The sequence below is a fragment of the Bradyrhizobium sp. USDA 3397 genome (assembly GCF_054060965.1).
The window spans coordinates 8,066,883-8,083,000 of record NZ_JBSSDS010000001.1 but is presented as its reverse complement, the minus strand read 5'-3'; the positions used below and the strand labels follow the sequence as shown (position 1 = coordinate 8,083,000).

The following is a 16,118-nucleotide window of genomic DNA, read 5'->3' as shown; positions in this document are numbered from 1 at the left end:
TGAAACGACGAGGCGGTTTCACATACATTGTCCGCGTGGGGACGATGCAGACTCCCCGTGAGACCCAGGTCCAAGCTCTGCGCAGCACGCACATGCGTGGAGCTTGCGCATGGACACCGAACGTCACCCCTCCTCCCGCCAGACAATAGCCATCCTCTCCCGCGGCGACGCTGCCGCGCGGCGCGAGGCGACGGCGCAGAACAGCCGCTTCGTCCGCGTCTTCGAGGCGCTCGCCGCCGCAGGCATCGACGCCTTCCCAGCGATTTACCACGAGAGCTTTGCGGGCGCGGTCCGCGACCAATTGCTCGCAGCCGACGGCGTGCTGGTCTGGGTCGATCCGATCCACCAGGGCAAGACCCGCGCCGAGCTCGACGCCCTGCTGCGCGACGTCGCGGCGCAAGGGCCATGGGTGAGCGCGCATCCGGACATCATTCTGAAGATGGGCGTCAAGGAGGTGCTCTACCGGACACGGCATCTGGGCTGGGGCACCGACACGCATCGCTATGACACCGCGGCAAGCTTCCGCAGCCAGTTTCCGGCGCGCCTTCGTGCCGGCGGCCCGCGCGTGCTGAAGCAGAACCGCGGCAATGGCGGCCAGGGGGTCTGGAAGGTTGAGGCCCTGCCCGGCACGGAAAGCATGGTTCGCGTGCTGCATGCACAGCGCGGCAGCACGCCTGAGGACATGCCGATCGATGCGCTGCTCGCACGGTGCGAGCCCTATTTCGGTTGGGGCGGCTGCATCATCGACCAGGCGTTTCAACCGCGCCTGCCCGACGGCATGATCCGCTGCTACATGAGCGGCACCAAAGTCGCAGGCTTCGGACACCAGAAGATCAAGGCCCTGATCCCGCCGCCGCCGGAAGGACCGGAGGCGCCTGAGGCCCAGCCCGGGCCGCGGATCATGCACGGGCCTGATGCTTCGCCATTCCAGGCGCTGCGAGGAGCGATGGAGGACGAATGGACGCCGCAGATGATGGCAACGCTCGGCATCGATGAGTCGTCATTGCCGGTGATCTGGGATGCGGACTTCCTGTACGGGCCGAAAGATGCGGCCGGCGCAGACACCTACGTGCTCTGCGAGATCAACGCGAGCTCGTGCTTTGCGATCCCCGAGGAGGCGCCGGCTGCGATCGCGCGGACGGTGAAGCAACGGCTGATGCGGATCGCGCGCACACGGGCGCGAACTTAGCCTGGTCGCGCTTGTAGGAAATGGCAGCAGCTGTCAGGCGACAGTACGACGCAATCCCGATTTGGTTGCGTTGTTGAAGCCAAAAGGCGCGAGGGCTATCGATCTGAAACGTCATCTTCGATCGGAGGAACGCATGAGCACCATCACCGGCGGCTGTCATTGTGGCGCAATCCGCTACGAGGTCGAAGGCGAGCCGATCGTCCACGCGCTTTGCCACTGCCGCGATTGCCGGCTACACGCCGGCGCTCCGGTCGTCGGCTGGACGATGTACCCCGAGGGCGCGGTCAAGGTGACCAAGGGCGAGCCGAAGGTTTACCGCTCCTCGGAACACGGGCGGCGGCACTTTTGCAGCGCGTGCGGAACCGGACTGTTCTACGTCAATGGCGACATCCTGCCGGGGATGATCGACATCCAGAGCGCGACCTACGACGATCCCGAGGCCGTGCCGCCGACGATGCAGATGCAGGTCGCCGAGCGCCTGCGCTGGATGGAGCATGCGCACGAACTGCCGGCATTCGAGCGCTATCCGCCGCAGCCGTAGTGGTGGCTAGAGCGGGATGAAATGAGGTTCGATTGCTGCAACGAGAGAGGTGCGCTCCCTCTCCCGCTTGCGGGAGAGGGTTGGGGAGAGGGTGCTTCCGCAACGGGATAGTCCCCAAGAGGAGAAAGCCCTCACCCGCGCCTTCGGCGCGACCTCTCCCGCAAGCGGGAGAGGTTGCACCGAGCCCGCGACTATAGATTCGAGCTAAAGCCATTCCGCTTTAGGCATCGCGCAGCACCGTCCGCTCCTTCATCAATCAATTTCCTCCGCGCCGATGAAGCGCATGAACGGCTTCTGACCGTCGGCACCGAACAGCACGACCTCGTAACGCTGCGGCGTGCCGCCTTCCATCCCGGGCGATCCGACCGGCATGCCCGGGACGGCGAGCCCCTTCGCGTTTGGACGCTCCGCGAGGAGGCGCCGCACGGCCGCGGCCGGCACGTGCCCCTCGACAACATAACCGGCGACCTCCGCCGTATGACACGCGACCAGGTTCGAGGGGATGCCGAGGCGCGCCCGGATCGGATCGAGGTCGGGAGTCTCCTCGACCTGCACGGTAAATCCTGCGTCCCGCAGATGCTGCACCCAGCCGGCGCAGCAGCCGCAGCTCGGATCCCGATGCACTGTGAGCGTGGCTGCGTCGGGCGCCGCCGCGGCGGGCCTTGCAAAAGCTGCCGCAGCCATCAGCCCGACAAGGGACCGGCGGGTCATCAGATATGCGCGTTGCTTCATCTTCGGCTTCCTCTTCTGTCACTCCGGCGCCCCGACATATATCGTGCGTCACGGCCCGCCTCATCCGGCCGGCTCCACGACGCGCAATCTGGCGCCGATCGGCTTGGGCATCTCAGCCGGTTGTCCTCTGTCCTCGCGCTTGGGCGGCAGGCGGAAGCCCTTCACCAATCCGAAGATCGCCGGGATCACGATCAGCGTCAGCAGCGTCGACGATATCATGCCGCCAATCATCGGCACCGCGATTCGTTGCATGATCTCCGACCCGGTTCCGGTGCTCCACATGATCGGCAGCAGGCCCGCCATGATGGCAACGACCGTCATCATCTTGGGACGGACGCGCTCGACCGCGCCCACCATGATGGCCTCGTGGAGATCCTGCCGGGTGAAGCCCCTGCCCTCGGCGCTGCACGCCGCCTTCATCTCGGCCAGGGCATGCTCGAGGTAGATCAGCATCACGACGCCGGTCTCGGCGGCGACGCCGGCAAGCGCGATGAAGCCGACGGCGACGGCGACCGACATGTTGAAGCCGAGCCACCACATCATCCAGATGCCGCCGACCAGCGCGAAGGGCAGCGACAGCATCACGATCAAGGTCTCGGTCATCGCCCTGAAATTCAGGTACAGCAGCAGGAAGATGATCGTCAGCGTCACCGGCACCACGATCTTCAGGCGCGCCGCGGCGCGCTGGAGATATTCGTACTGGCCGCTCCAGACCACGTAGTATCCGGGCGGGAACTGGATGCTGTCAGTCACGGCGCGTTGCGCATCGGCGACGTAGCTGCCGATGTCGCGATCGCGGATGTCGACGTAGACGTAGGTCGCGAGTTGGCCGTTCTCGGTCCGGATCGAGGTCGGCCCCCGCGCCGGCTCGACCTTCGCGACCTCGCCGAGCGGCACCGCGCCGCCTGCAGGCATCGGCACCAATATATCGCTGGCGATCGCCTTGGGACTGTCGCGCAGGTCGCGCGGATAGCGCATGTTCACCGTGAACCGCTGCCGCCCCTCCACAGTTGTCGTGACGGTCTGGCCGCCGAGCGCCGCCGCGATGGTGTCCTGAACATCCTGGATCAGGATGCCATAGCGGGCGAGCGCCTCGCGATCCGGGACGATCTCGAGATAGTAGCCGCCGATGCCGCGCTCGGCATAGGCCGATGAGGTGCCCGGCACCGTCTTGATCACCCGTTCGACCTGCTTCGCCAGCCGGTCGATCTCGACGAGGTCGGTGCCCATCACCTTGACGCCGACGGGAGTGCGGATGCCGGTGGACAGCATGTCGATGCGCGCCTTGATCGGCATGGTCCAGGCGTTGGAGACGCCCGGAAATTGCAGCGCCTTGTCCATCTCCGCGATCAGGCTGTCGACGGTGACGCCGGGACGCCAAAGCTCCTTCGGCTTCAGGCTGACCAAGGTCTCGAACATCTCGGTCGGCGCCGGATCGGTCGCGGTCGCCGCCCGCCCCGCCTTGCCGTAGACCGATTCGACCTCCGGGAACGACTTGATGATGCGGTCCTGCGTCTGCATCAGCTCGGCCGCCTTGGTCACGGAGATGCCGGGAAGCGTCGTCGGCATGTAGAGCAGCGTGCCCTCGTTCAGCGTCGGCATGAACTCGGTGCCGAGCTGCCGTGCCGGCCAGATCGTAACGGCGAGCACGACCAGCGAAGCCAGGATCACCGGCGTCTTGGCGCGCAGCACGCCCTTGATGACCGGGCGGTAGATCCAGATCAGGAAGCGGTTGATGACGTTTTTCCTCTCCGGCACGATCCTGCCGCGGACGAAGATCACCATCAGCGCCGGCACCAGCGTGACGGACAACAGGGCCGCGGCCGCCATCGCGAAGGTCTTCGTGAACGCCAGCGGGCTGAACAGCCGCCCCTCCTGCGATTCCAGCGTGAAGATCGGCATGAACGAGACAGTGATGATGAGCAGGCTGAAGAACAGCGCCGGGCCGACCTCGGATGCCGCGTCGATCAGGATCTGGACACGCGACTGACGGGGCTCGGCGCGCTCGAGGTGCTTGTGCGCGTTCTCGATCATGACGATCGCCGCATCCACCATGGCGCCGATCGCGATGGCGATGCCGCCGAGGCTCATGATGTTCGATCCGAGGCCCAGCAACTTCATGGCGCCGAACGCCATCAGCACGCCGACAGGCAGCATCAGGATCGCGACCAGCGCGCTGCGGACATGGAGCAGGAACACGATGCAGACGAGCGCGACGACGATGCTCTCCTCGAACAGCGTGTGCTTGAGCGTGTCGATCGCCGAATAGATCAGGCCCGAGCGGTCGTAGACCGGGACGATCTCGACCGATTTCGGCAGGCTGCTCGCGATCTCCTTGAACCGCTTCCTTACGTTTTCGATGACGTCGAGCGCGTTGACGCCGAAGCGCTGCAGCACGATGCCGCTTGCGACCTCGCCCTCGCCGTTCAGCTCGGCGATGCCGCGCCGCTCGTCGGGTCCGAGCTCGACATTGGCGACGTCCCGCAGCAGCACCGGCGTGCCGTTGCTGGTCTTCAGGACGATGTTGCCGAGATCGTTGATGCTCTTGATGTAGCCCTTGCCGCGAATGACGTATTCGAACTCCGACAGCTCGACCGTGCGGCCGCCGACGTCGGCATTGCTGGCACGGATCGCCTCCCGGATCTTCTGCATGCTGATGCCGCGATCGCGCATGCGCTGCGGGTCGAGCACCACGTTGTACTGCTTGACGAAGCCGCCGATGCTGGCGACCTCGGCGACGCCTTCGGCCTTGGCGAGCGCGAATTTCAGATTCCAGTCCTGGATCGTGCGCGTGTCGGCGAGGTTCAATTCCTTCGACATCACGGCGTATTGGTAGACCCAGCCGACGCCGGTCGCATCGGGCCCGATGGTCGGGGTGACGCCGACGGGAAGCCGCGACGTTGCGCCGTTCAGGAACTCCATCACGCGCGAGCGCGCCCAATAGATGTCGGTGCCGTCCTCGAAGATCACGTAGACGAACGACACGCCGAAGAAGGAGAAGCCGCGCACCACCTTCGATTTCGGCACGGTCAGCATCGCCGTCGTCATGGGATAGGTGACCTGGTCCTCGATTACCTGCGGCGCCTGGCCGGGATATTCGGTGTAGACGATGACCTGGGTGTCCGAGAGGTCGGGGATCGCATCCAGCGGCAGATGAAGCAGCGCGTAGAAGCCGGCGGCCGCCGCAAAGCCGGTGCCGAACAGCACCAGCAGCAGGTTGCGCGCCGACCAGGCGATGATGCGGGCGATCATTTGTGCTCTCCCGTCGCATGGCCGCCGTCGGCGGCTTGAGGCGCAGCCTCGGCAAAGCCTTTCAGCGCGGCCTTCAGATTGCTTTCGGCATCGATCAGGAAGTTGGCGGATGTGACCACCGCTTCGCCTTCGGCAAGGCCGTCCCGCACCTCGATAAAGCCGCCGCCGCGCCGGCCGAGTTTTACTTCCCGCGGCTCGAAGCGCCCGTCCCCCTTGTCGACGAGGACGGCCTGCCGCGTGCCGGTGTCGAGCACCGCGCTGTCCTGGATCGCCAGGACAGGCGCGCTGTCCGCCGTGTGGACGTCGGCATCGACATACATGTCCGGCAGCAGCATCGCATCTAGATTGGCGAGCTCGATGCGGACGCGAACCGTCCGGGTTTCGCGGTTCACCTGCGGATAGATCACCGCGATCTTGCCGGTGAAGCTTCGGCCGGGGAAGCTGCGCGCGCGCACCGTAACGGCCTGCCCGACCGCGATGTTGCCGAGATCGCGCTCGGCGACGTCGACCAGCGCCCAGACCAGCGAGGTGTCGGCGATGCGGAACAGCACGTCGCCGGGATTGGCGCGCATGCCTTCGATCGCGTTGCGCTCGAGCACGATCCCGTCGCGAGGCGCCGACCAGTGGATCGTGACGGGCGCGAGGCGCGTTCTCTCCATCTCGGCGATCACCCGCTCGGGGACGTCGAGATTGATCAGCCGTTGCCGCGAGCCGCGGCCGTAGATTTCGACCCCGCCGACCGTCTTGGAGGTGATGGTCGCGAGATAGTCGGCCGCCGCGGAGGCGACCGCCGAGCTGTAGATCTCCATCAGCGGCTGGCCCGCCTTCACGCGGGAGCCGGTGGTGACGTCCGCGATCTTCTGCACGAAGCTCTCGGCGCGCATCGCGATCACCGAGACGCGGCGCTCGTCCAATTGGATCGTACCGGGCGCCTTGACCAGGACCTGGACCGATCGCCGCGCCACCGGCTCGGACTTCACGCCGCTGCGCTGGATCTTGCCGGGCGACAGTTTCACCGTGCCGTCATCGGCGTCGTCGCCTTCGTAGACGGGGATATAGTTCATCCCCATCGGGTCCTTCTTCGGCACCGGCGAGGTGTCGGGCAACCCCATCGGATTGCGGTAGTAGAGGATTTTTCGCGATGAAGCCGCCTGTGGTGGCTTCGGCTCTGCCTGGGCGGCCTTGTCGTCATCATAGACCGGCAGATAGTCCCGCCCGCGGTCGTCCTTCTTTGGCCCGGCGGACCAAAGCGGCGCGCCGCTCGGATCGCGATAGTAGAGCGGAGTCCGGTCCGCTGGCGCCGCAGCCGGGGTCACCTCGGCATGGACCGACCAGCGCCCCTCGTTCGAGAACCAGTACGCGCCAAGGGCGAGGCCACTGCCGAGAGCGAGAGTCGTCAACAGACGCAACGTCTTCATGGTTGTTTCGCGCGCTCGGAGCGCGCGTCCATCTGAATGGGAAAGAGAAGTTCGGGCGCCGTCCAACGGCGCCCGAAAGCTCACTTGGTCGCCTTGACGATGACCTTGCCGGTGACCGTCTCAGGCTCGCCTTGCACCTTCGCCGAGAGCGTGACCTGATAGCGGCCGGCCATCGGCAGGTCCGTCTTAAAGGCGTAGACGCCCGGCTCCTTGGAGGGCAGCGGCGCGACCGCCGATTCCATCTCGGCCATGCCGTCCGGAGCCATGTCGACGCGCGTCTTGAAGATGACGGCATCAAGCACCGGCTTGCCGGTCTGCTTGTTGGTCAAGCGAACGGCGAGCGTGACGTCGTCGCCCTTCTTCATCTCGGCATTGACCGGCTCGAAGGCGTAATCGCCGGCACCCGCCAGAGCGACTGAAGCGGCGAGCGAAAGGGTGGCGGCAACAGCCGCAGTGCTGAACTTGGAAAGCATTGTCCTGTCCTCATGAATTGATCTCGACCGCGACGCAGGAACGCGCACATCAGTCATCGCCGCGCGGGGCGTGCCCGCGCGCGTCTTTGGAGAGATCAGATTCGAGGAGGCCGGAAGGGAGGACTGCCGCCGCGAGAGTCGACGACCTGATCGGCAGGAATGGCCGTTTCCGCTGCCGCGACGGCAAGGAATTCGAAAGCCAGCGGACGAATGTCCGCCAGTGCGACGGTGCCGCCGACACAGCAGAAGCCCATCCCGCACTTGTAGCCGGTGTCGGAACCCGTACCCTTCATGTCGGGACAACAATCGTCCATCGACATGTCGCCGTCGCCGCCGGCCTGCATGGCCGCCTGCATGTCACCCGACGACATCGCGAAGCCGGATGCGGACGCGCCAGCCGGCAGCATCGCCAGGGATATGGCGATGGCGAGTGCCAGGATGGTCCGAACGATCCGCATGAAACGTGCTTTTAACCTTTTGGATACCTTTGGAGCCGCAACGCTGCCTGAGTACCATAGTCTGCGGCCGAAAGCATTCTTTGATCAAGGTCAAGCATTCGTGACCAAGGCTCCGAGGCCCGTCAGGCCGATCGCCCGCATCCTGCCTCGCCTATTGCGACCTCGATACCAGCTCGTCGGACCGAGCCGTCCGCGACCATAGCAAGGCGAGCGGGCCGAGTGCGATCCCGGCCGCGAGCACGATGAAGGCCAGCAGCCAGCCCTCTGCACGCTGGGGACCACCAGCGGCATCGAGGGCAACCCCGGTTCCCCAGGCTCCGATTGCCGATAAGCCGAACCCGACGGTCGAATGCAGGGCGAGAGTCGCCCCGCGATGCTCCGAGACAGCCGCGGCCGACGTCCCGGCTGTCAATGCACCGGAATCCGCCGGTACCGTCAGGCCATACATCATCAGCAGCAGCGCCAGCACCCATGCCGGAGCCGTCGCATTCAGGCCGATGACGAGGGCAACGCAAGCCGAGGCGATCATCACCACCGTGATCGCCCGATGTCGCCCGAATTTCAGTGCGGCCTCGTTGCCGAGGATGCTGGCCGGCATGGAGATCACTGCAAAGCAGAAGCTCATCAGGACCGGGCTTAGCCATGAGGGCGCGCCCTGATGCGCGACGACGTAGGTCCAGAAGCCGACCAGCCAGGTGCGAATGCCGTAGAGCTCGAAGCAGTGCGCGCCGTAGCCGAAGATGTAACCGAGCGCCTCGCGGTTGGCGAAGACGGGCGCAAAGTTCAAAAGGCGCCCCGCTCTTGGAGCGGGACTGCGGCTATCGATCAAGAGACACGCGACCACCATCGCGATGGGACCGATGCCGGTCACGTAGAACGCGGTCCGCCATCCCCAGCCGTCGGCGAGGACTTGGGCGATCAGGAACGACAGGCCGACGCCCACCGAGAAGCTCGACGTGTAGAGCGTGACCGCCCGCGAGGTGTCGCCGGCGGGCAGCCGGTCCGTCAGTGCCTTGAGCCCGGGCATGTAGGCACCGGCAAAGCCAAGGCCGGCGAGCGACCAGATGATGGTCCCCGACCAGAAGCCTTGCGCGAAGATGCCAAAGGCGACGGTCGCAAGTCCGCTGACGACAGAGCCGCCGAGGAGCACGAGCCGTGCGTCGATGCGATCGGTCAGCGTCGTCAGCACGGGCACCGCCAGCATGTAGCCAAACGCGTAGCCGCTCGCCATCATCCCGCCCTCGGCGGCCGACAATCCCCATGCCGGCATCAGATGCTGGGCCAGATTCGCGGATAACGTCACGTGCGGCAGCAGATTGCCGAGCTGGCCGATACACATCACCGCAATCAGCGGCCAGCCGCGCAAGCTACGAATGTTCTCCTCCCATCGGACAGGGACTCATTCCGTCTGACCCCCACGAAGCAGCAGAAGCGCGAGGAACGCAGAGACCGAGGCCAGCGCGCCGATCCAGAGCGCGCTGCTGCCGAGATGCTCCACCATCAGTCCCAGCGCAAGGGGCGCGAAAGCGCCCGTTGCCCTGGAAGGCAGCGAAATCATCCCGACACGCCTGCCGAACCCGACCGGCCCAAACAGCGCCAATGGCAGCGTACCGCGGGCAATGGTGATGATGCCGTTACCGGCGCCATACAGCACCGTGAAGACCGGTGCGAGCAAGGGGCCGCCCGCGACCAGCGCCAACACGCCGATCGGATTCATGAGCATGGCGAGCCTCGCCGACAGCAGCGGATGAAACCGGCCAAGCCATCCGGCTTCCAGAAGGCGGGCACCGACTTGCGCGGGTCCGACCAATGCTCCTGCCAGCAAGGCCTGTGCTGGCGTGGCGCCGAACGCAACCAGCATGGTGGGCAGGATGGCCGAGACTCCGGAGCTGACAAAACTCGCGGCCGCAAACATGTACGCCAGCAGTATCATTGCGAAAGTTTCGCTCTGACCGCCGGGTTGCTGGCTTGCGCCGGTGCTCGGCCCGGCCTCCTGCTGTAACGGAGCGGCACGGGGCAGCGCAAGGTTGAGCGGCAAGGCAAGGCCGATGTGGATCACCGCCCAAAGCTGGCAGGCCGCGCGCCAGCCGTACTCCGTGGCGAGCCAGGTCGTGAGTGGCCAGCCGAGTGTGCTGGCGAAACCGGCGATCAGGGTGATGCCGGTGATCGTTCGTCGCGCATTGGCGCCGTAAATGCGCGCCAGCGTCGCGAACGCGGCTTCATAGAGGCCCATGCCCATGCCGATGCCGAGCAGTGTCCAGGCTGCGATCAGCACCGCTATGCCATAGGCCGCGGACAGCAGCAGCAAGCCAGCCGCGAAAACGAGGTTCGAGACGGCAAGCATGCTGCGCCCACCGAACGTATCGATGGCGTGCCCAACTCTCGGACCAATCAGGCCGGAGATGATGAGCGCTCCCGACAGCGCGCCGAACACGTAAGTCGGCGCAAGTCCGAGATCGCTCGCGATCGGCGCGGCGAGGATCGCAGGAAGATAATAGCTCGACGCCCACGCGATGGTCTGCGCGGTGCCGAGCGCGATGACGACGGTGAGCGGGCCCGCAGTGCCTCGGCTCATGAGCAACCGCACCCCGCACCGCCCGCCTTCTTCGCGGATTCATCGGCGGCACAGCAGGCCGACGCTTCGACCTTGGCCGGACCGCCGCAACATCCCGCCGCGCCCGCGGACTCCACGCCGGCGCGTGTGCAGACGCCGGTCTCCGGCAGCACGAGCTCGACCCGTGCCGCGGCCGCCTTGTCGCCGGCGATGTCGGCGGCGATCGATCGGACCTGCTCGTATCCGGTCATCATCAGGAAGGTCGGCGCACGTCCATAGGATTTCATGCCCGCGAGATAAAAGCCCGGCTCATCATGCGCCAGCTCGCGCGCGCCGTGAGGCCGCACCGTTCCGCAGCTATGCTCGTTGGGGTCGATGAGCGGCGCGAGCGCGAGGGGCGCCTCGATCGCCGGATCGAGCCGCAGCCGCAGCTCGGACAGAAACGAGAGATCGGGCCGGAAGCCGGTCGACACCACCAGCTCATCCGCAATCACACTCCGCGCAGCAGAGGCGGCGCCTGCCGAAATCCTGAGGCGGCTTTCGAGCTCCGAAATGTGGGTGACAGCGAAGCCGGTCTCGACCGCAATTTTTCCGGCAGTCACGAGCGCGGCGAAGGCTGACCCCAGCTCGCCGCGCGCGGCAAGCTTGTCGTTGCGGCCGCCGCCGAAGGTCTTTGCCGGATCGTCGCCGCGCAGCAACCAAACGGGCCTGGTGCCCGGCTCCTCCTCGGCAAGCTGCGCAAGATCGATCAGCGTACCCAGGGCGGAATGGCCGGCACCGAGCACGGCCACGGTCTTCCCGGCGTATCTGTCGCGAGCGGAGCCTTGCACGGCCGGCATGCCATAGACGATGCGGCCGGCGCATTCGCGTTCGCCGAACGCTGGCAGACCGTTGCTGCCGGCGGGATTGGGCGAGAACCACGTGCCGGAGACGTCGATGACGGCATCAGCGTTCAGCACCTCGTCGCCTTTGCCGTTCTGGTAGCGGATTTCGAACGGCGCTTGGCCTCGCCCCTTGCTCTTCGCCTTGTCGAAGCCGGCGCGGCTGATCGCCGTGACGCGGCTCGAGGTCCGGATCGTCTCGCGCAGCGGCGTTCGCGTTGCCAGCGGCGCGAGATAGCGCTCGATCAGTTCGCCGCCGGTCGGATAGGCGCTTGGATCCGGCGAATTCCATCCCGTCGGCGCAAGCAGGCGCGATGCGGCCTTGTCGACGTTGTATTCCCACGGCGAGAAGAGCTGGACGTGCTGCCATTGCCGCACCGCATGCCCCGCCTCGGCTCCAGCTTCGAGCACGACGGGGGACATGCCGCGTTCGAGCACATGGGCGGCGGCTGCGAGGCCGACCGGCCCCGCCCCGATGATCGCTACCGTCTTGTCCATTTTCGAACTCTCCATCCTTCTAGAATTATGGAATAATTGGCCAAATGGATCAGGCTGCGCTCTGGGTATCGCTACACCCCGCATCTTCCGCACAGCACTCCGCGGCCAGGAAATCGACCAGCCCGCGCATGGCGTCAAAATTGGCGCGGCAGATCAAGGTCGTCGATTCCCTGATCTGACTGACCAATCCGACCGAGACCAGTGTCTTGATGTGGTGCGACAACGTCGACGCCGGAATCTTCAGCTTGTCTTGCAAGCGGCCGACCGGCATGCCCGCGTGCCCGGCCCGGACCAGCGCCCGGTAAATCTGCAGGCGGGTCCGATTCCCCAGGGCTTCCAGGCGTGCTGCTGCGTCGTCGATCTTCATGAGCGACATCATGCGCCGGTGCAGCTCTGCCGTCAAACGATAATTCTAGAATATTGGAAATATGATCGCCAGACCGGATTTCGGTTGACATGCTGGCGGCAATTTCCATAAATCTGGATATATGGAAACTGAACAAGCCGTTCTGGCGCTCGCCGCGCTGTCCCAACCGACCCGTCTGGAGGCATTCCGGACGCTGGTCAGTCACGAGCCTGAAGGTCTTGCGGCCGGCGACCTCGCGCGCCTCTTGGAAGTCCCGCAAAATACGCTGTCGGCGCATCTGTCGATTCTGAGCCGCGCCGGCCTCGTGTCTTCCGAGCGGCACAGCCGCTCAATCGTCTACCGCGCCAATCTCGGCGAATTTCGCGACGTCGCGCTCTTCCTGCTGCGCGATTGCTGCGGCGGACGGCCGGAGGTCTGCGAGCCCGTCGTCGAGACCTTGCAATCGTGCTGCTCGCCAAAACGAAAGGAGCGAAGCCGTGTCTGATCACAGGTTTAACGTCTTGTTCCTATGCACCGGCAACTCGGCGCGATCGATCCTGGCTGAGTCGATCCTGCGCAAGGACGGCGGCGGCCGTTTTCAGTCCTTCTCCGCCGGCAGCGCCCCGAAAGGCGCAGTCCATCCGCTGGCGTTGCGCACGCTGGAACAGATGGGCTATCCCACGGACGGAATGCGCTCGAAAAGCTGGCTGGAATTTGCCGCTGCGGATGCACCGGTGATGGATTTCGTCTTCACGGTCTGCGACAACGCGGCGGGCGAGTCCTGTCCGATCTGGCCGGGCCAGCCGATGACGGCACATTGGGGCATCGAGGATCCTGCCGCGACAGAGGGGTCAGAACTGGAGAAACAGGCGGCATTCGTCACCGCGTTTCGTTATCTGAGAAACCGCATCGCTACATTCGTGAACCTCCCGCTGAGGAGCATCGACAAGCTTTCGCTCGGCACCAAGCTGCGCGAAATCGGCCGCTCCGAAGGTGCAACCGATTTGGCGCCGAAGGCCGGCTGATGGACAATTTCGATCTCCCGCGGCGCCTTGCGGCCGAAGCGCTCGGCACGGGCATTCTCGTCGCCACCGTGGTCGGCTCCGGCATCATGGCGGAAACGCTGACCAAGGACGTCGCACTTGCGCTGCTCTGCAACACCTTGCCGACCGGCGCCATCCTGGTCGTTCTCATCACGGTGCTCGGTCCGATCTCCGGCGCACATTTCAATCCCGCAGTGACGCTCGTCTTCACAGGCCAGCGCGAGCTGCCGGGATACGAGGCTGCGTTGTACATAGTCGCGCAGATCGCCGGCGGCATCGCGGGAACGCTGGCGGCGCATCTGATGTTCGGCCTGCCGCTGCTCGACCTCTCGACGAAGGTCCGAACCGGAGGGCCGCAATGGTTCGCCGAAGCGGTCGCTGCGTTCGGGCTGGTCGCGACGATCCTGGCCGGCATCCGGTTTCAGCGGACGGCCATCCCCTGGCTGGTGGGCCTTTACATCACGGCCGCCTATTGGTTCACGGCTTCCACGTCGTTTGCCAACCCTGCGGTGGCCATCGCAAGGTCGCTGACGAACACGTTCGCCGGCATCCGCCCCCTTGACCTGCCCGGATTCATCCTCGCGGAACTCTGCGGCGCCTTCGCCGGCATGCTGCTGATGAACTGGTTGCTCGGCCGCTCACGCGCGTCCGCCTCGGTCGCAATCACGGAGACAGCTCGATGACCGTCACGATCTATCACAATCCGGCCTGCGGCACCTCGCGCAACACGCTGGCGATGATCCGGCAGAGCGGCGTCGAGCCTGATGTCATCGAATATCTGAAGACTCCGCCCTCGCGGGACAAGCTCAAGGAACTGATCGCGAGCATGGGCATTCCGGTTCGCGCGCTGCTGCGCGAGAAGGGAACACCTTACAAGGAGCTCGGCCTGGACGATCCCAAATGGAGCGATGAGCAGCTCCTCGAGGTCATGATCGCCCACCCTATCCTCATCAACCGGCCGATCGTGGTGACGCCAAAGGGCACGCGCTTGTGCCGGCCGTCGGAAGCCGTGGTTGATCTCCTGGACAATCCGGTCGGCCGCTTCGTGAAGGAAGACGGTGAAGTGGTGGAAGCGCGCTAGGCCTGCAGGCGCGGCGTGAGCAGGGCTATCGCATTTGGATTTTGCAGAGCCGTCATGCCCGGGCTTGTCCCGGGCATCCACGTTCTTTGCGCCGCGTGGAGAGGCGTGGATGGCCGGACAAGCCCGGCCATGACGCCGTGGAGAGAGTCGGCGCCCATAGCCGACATCTCATATGCGATAGCCCTGCGCGCCTGAGGACGTGCAGTCGAGCTAGCCCAGCAAGCCCTTCAAGCCCGCATAGATCGAGCCGACGCCGGTCGCGGCAACGCCGGCGAGCGGCCCCGCGGTCTGCATGAGGTCCTGGATCAAGCGGGCACGACGGCGCAGCTGTTCCTCGCCGACATGCTGCCCGAGCAGCCGCGCCACCCTGAATGCGAAAGCGTTCGGCTTGCCGCCCTGCGTCAGCACGCGCGGCACGATCTGGAAGATCACGACGCTGAGGATGTTGCCCGAGACGAAGGCGAGCAGGATGCTCGCGCCATACTCGAACACTTCACGCCATTCGATCCAGATCGTCGGAAGGATCGGAACATGGTCATGGATCCCCGTAACCGTCAGCATCGACAGGACGCTGACGGCCGCTGCCAGAAACGCCAGCACGAACGCCGTCAGGGCGGACACCCGGTGCAACGGATAGGCCACGAAGCCGAACAGCAGCGGTATGGCGATCGATGCAATCCGGAGCGGGATCGGGGACACGTTGAAGGTGATGGTCACGAGCACATGCGCGATCACCAGCAGCAGGGATGGGATCGCGACATAAAGCACCGCATGCGTTCCGTAATAGCGCAACGGATTGTTGTAGCGCTCCAGACGGACGTTGACGCGGTCGAGATCGCGCCTGAGCTTGTCCAGCTCGGCAACGATCTCGTCGATCTCGAGGAGCGTCGGACGCACGACACGCAAGTCGCGCGAACAATGCTTGCACGCGATGGCTTCGTCCTTGATCGTCTCGGCGCAGAACGGACATTCCATCGCTAGCGCGACTTCCCTCGCCTCATAATGGCTTCGATCTCGCCTCTGGCCCGCTTCAGTTCATCGCGCAGATCCTCCCGCTTGCGCAAGAGATCGTCGCGCTCGGCAAGCAGCGTGGCCGGAACGGCGATGTCGCGCCCGCACGAGGCGCAGACCAGCGCACCCTCGGCACCTTCGGACCGACAGTAGGGGCACGTCACTTGCGAGTTCACCTGCGAGCTCACTTGGGCGCAACCTTCAGGGTGAAGACGGTCGTGCCCGGCCGGCCATCGCTGTCCTTGATGTCGACACGCATCGTGTACTCGCCCGGCGGCAACTCCGCATCCTGCATGTTGATGCCATCTGGCTGCACGAAGGGCTTGACCCGAGGCGTCAGGTCGACGTTCGGGGTTCGGAGGAAGATCACCTTGACCGATTCCGGATCGATCTTGGCCCCGCCATAGGACTGGAATTTCAGCACCAGCCGCAGAGGAGAATTCGCGGGAGCGCCCGGCGAGACGAACTCGATTTTCGGGCCGCGCATGATGCCGCGCTGATCGACGGCGACCGCGCCCTTGGGAGGCGGCAGCTTAGCCTCCTCTTCCGTGATCAATGGCGCGGCGCGCGAGGATCCCGCGGCCAACAGACCCGCAACCACCAGAGCCAGTAGAGCATTCCGCTTCATTTTCCTTGCCCCC

The 16,118-nt window shown here is 65.3% G+C and carries 18 protein-coding genes; 6 read left to right on the top strand and 12 right to left on the bottom strand.

Annotated elements, in window-relative coordinates; genetic code table 11:
* The first annotated feature begins 109 nt into the window (after nt 1–109).
* A complete protein-coding gene (locus tag ACVWYQ_RS37540) occupies nt 110–1,189 on the top strand; it encodes a Cj0069 family protein (RefSeq protein ID WP_404542373.1) in 1,080 nt (359 codons plus the stop codon).
* A gap of 133 nt (nt 1,190–1,322) precedes the next feature.
* The gene (locus ACVWYQ_RS37535; RefSeq protein WP_275496498.1) at nt 1,323–1,730 is read left to right on the top strand and encodes a GFA family protein; all 408 of its coding nucleotides are present in this window, start codon (nt 1,323–1,325) and stop codon (nt 1,728–1,730) included.
* Nucleotides 1,731–1,982: 252 nt separating this feature from the next.
* Here the strand turns inward: ACVWYQ_RS37535 and ACVWYQ_RS37530 are convergent, their stop codons facing one another.
* The 9 genes from ACVWYQ_RS37530 to ACVWYQ_RS37490 form a co-directional block, all read right to left on the bottom strand.
* Nucleotides 1,983–2,462, bottom strand: coding sequence for a DUF411 domain-containing protein (locus ACVWYQ_RS37530; RefSeq protein WP_404542377.1), 480 nt, complete (start codon nt 2,460–2,462; stop codon nt 1,983–1,985).
* Between the two features lie 60 nt (nt 2,463–2,522).
* The gene (locus tag ACVWYQ_RS37525; protein WP_404542380.1) at nt 2,523–5,714 is read right to left on the bottom strand and encodes an efflux RND transporter permease subunit; all 3,192 of its coding nucleotides are present in this window, start codon (nt 5,712–5,714) and stop codon (nt 2,523–2,525) included.
* Nucleotides 5,711–7,132 carry an efflux RND transporter periplasmic adaptor subunit gene (locus ACVWYQ_RS37520; protein ID WP_456727079.1) on the bottom strand — a complete coding sequence of 474 codons (1,422 nt, stop codon included), beginning with the start codon at nt 7,130–7,132 and terminating at the stop codon, nt 5,711–5,713. The genes ACVWYQ_RS37525 and ACVWYQ_RS37520 overlap by 4 nt, the downstream gene beginning before the upstream one ends.
* A gap of 80 nt (nt 7,133–7,212) precedes the next feature.
* Entirely contained in the window at nt 7,213–7,605 is a 393-nt protein-coding gene (locus ACVWYQ_RS37515) for a FixH family protein (protein ID WP_157282446.1), read from the bottom strand.
* A 95-nt stretch (nt 7,606–7,700) separates the two neighbouring features.
* Complete coding sequence (locus ACVWYQ_RS37510; RefSeq protein WP_271545220.1) at nt 7,701–8,063, bottom strand: hypothetical protein; 363 nt, start codon at nt 8,061–8,063, stop codon at nt 7,701–7,703.
* A gap of 151 nt (nt 8,064–8,214) precedes the next feature.
* A complete protein-coding gene (locus ACVWYQ_RS37505; RefSeq protein WP_271545661.1) occupies nt 8,215–9,402 on the bottom strand; it encodes an MFS transporter in 1,188 nt (395 codons plus the stop codon).
* Nucleotides 9,403–9,462: 60 nt separating this feature from the next.
* Nucleotides 9,463–10,638 carry an MFS transporter gene (locus ACVWYQ_RS37500; protein ID WP_456727078.1) on the bottom strand — a complete coding sequence of 392 codons (1,176 nt, stop codon included), beginning with the start codon at nt 10,636–10,638 and terminating at the stop codon, nt 9,463–9,465.
* Nucleotides 10,635–11,996, bottom strand: a complete 1,362-nt coding sequence (locus tag ACVWYQ_RS37495; protein ID WP_456727077.1) for an NAD(P)-binding domain-containing protein — start codon at nt 11,994–11,996, stop codon at nt 10,635–10,637. The genes ACVWYQ_RS37500 and ACVWYQ_RS37495 overlap by 4 nt, the downstream gene beginning before the upstream one ends.
* 49 nt (nt 11,997–12,045) lie before the next feature.
* Nucleotides 12,046–12,363, bottom strand: coding sequence for an ArsR/SmtB family transcription factor (locus ACVWYQ_RS37490; RefSeq protein WP_271545223.1), 318 nt, complete (start codon nt 12,361–12,363; stop codon nt 12,046–12,048).
* A 121-nt stretch (nt 12,364–12,484) separates the two neighbouring features.
* Here ACVWYQ_RS37490 and ACVWYQ_RS37485 point away from each other — a divergent pair, with 121 nt between their 5' ends.
* Genes ACVWYQ_RS37485 through arsC form a run of 4 tightly spaced genes read left to right on the top strand, consistent with a single transcriptional unit; the run spans nt 12,485 to nt 14,466 of the window.
* On the top strand, nt 12,485–12,847 hold the full coding sequence (locus ACVWYQ_RS37485) for an ArsR/SmtB family transcription factor (protein ID WP_275496505.1): 363 nt from the start codon (nt 12,485–12,487) through the stop codon (nt 12,845–12,847).
* Entirely contained in the window at nt 12,840–13,367 is a 528-nt protein-coding gene (locus ACVWYQ_RS37480) for an arsenate reductase ArsC (RefSeq protein WP_271545225.1), read from the top strand. The genes ACVWYQ_RS37485 and ACVWYQ_RS37480 overlap by 8 nt, the downstream gene beginning before the upstream one ends.
* The gene (locus tag ACVWYQ_RS37475) at nt 13,367–14,068 is read left to right on the top strand and encodes an aquaporin (RefSeq protein WP_157282442.1); all 702 of its coding nucleotides are present in this window, start codon (nt 13,367–13,369) and stop codon (nt 14,066–14,068) included. Before ACVWYQ_RS37480 ends, ACVWYQ_RS37475 begins: the two co-directional genes overlap by 1 nt.
* The gene (gene arsC / locus ACVWYQ_RS37470; protein WP_157282441.1) at nt 14,065–14,466 is read left to right on the top strand and encodes an arsenate reductase (glutaredoxin); all 402 of its coding nucleotides are present in this window, start codon (nt 14,065–14,067) and stop codon (nt 14,464–14,466) included. The genes ACVWYQ_RS37475 and arsC overlap by 4 nt, the downstream gene beginning before the upstream one ends.
* A 210-nt stretch (nt 14,467–14,676) precedes the next feature.
* On the opposite strand, the gene ACVWYQ_RS37465 is transcribed toward arsC, so the two are convergent.
* From ACVWYQ_RS37465 to ACVWYQ_RS37455, 3 genes are read right to left on the bottom strand one after another with little or no spacing between them, the layout of a single operon-like run.
* On the bottom strand, nt 14,677–15,441 hold the full coding sequence (locus ACVWYQ_RS37465) for a hypothetical protein (RefSeq protein ID WP_404652532.1): 765 nt from the start codon (nt 15,439–15,441) through the stop codon (nt 14,677–14,679).
* Between the two features lie 2 nt (nt 15,442–15,443).
* Nucleotides 15,444–15,653 (bottom strand): hypothetical protein, encoded by a 210-nt coding sequence (locus ACVWYQ_RS37460; protein ID WP_157282439.1) that lies wholly within the window; start codon nt 15,651–15,653, stop codon nt 15,444–15,446.
* 8 nt (nt 15,654–15,661) lie between these two features.
* Nucleotides 15,662–16,105: a hypothetical protein gene (locus ACVWYQ_RS37455; protein ID WP_036042948.1), complete on the bottom strand. Its 444-nt coding sequence runs from the start codon at nt 16,103–16,105 to the stop codon at nt 15,662–15,664.
* Nucleotides 16,106–16,118: the final 13 nt, after the last annotated feature.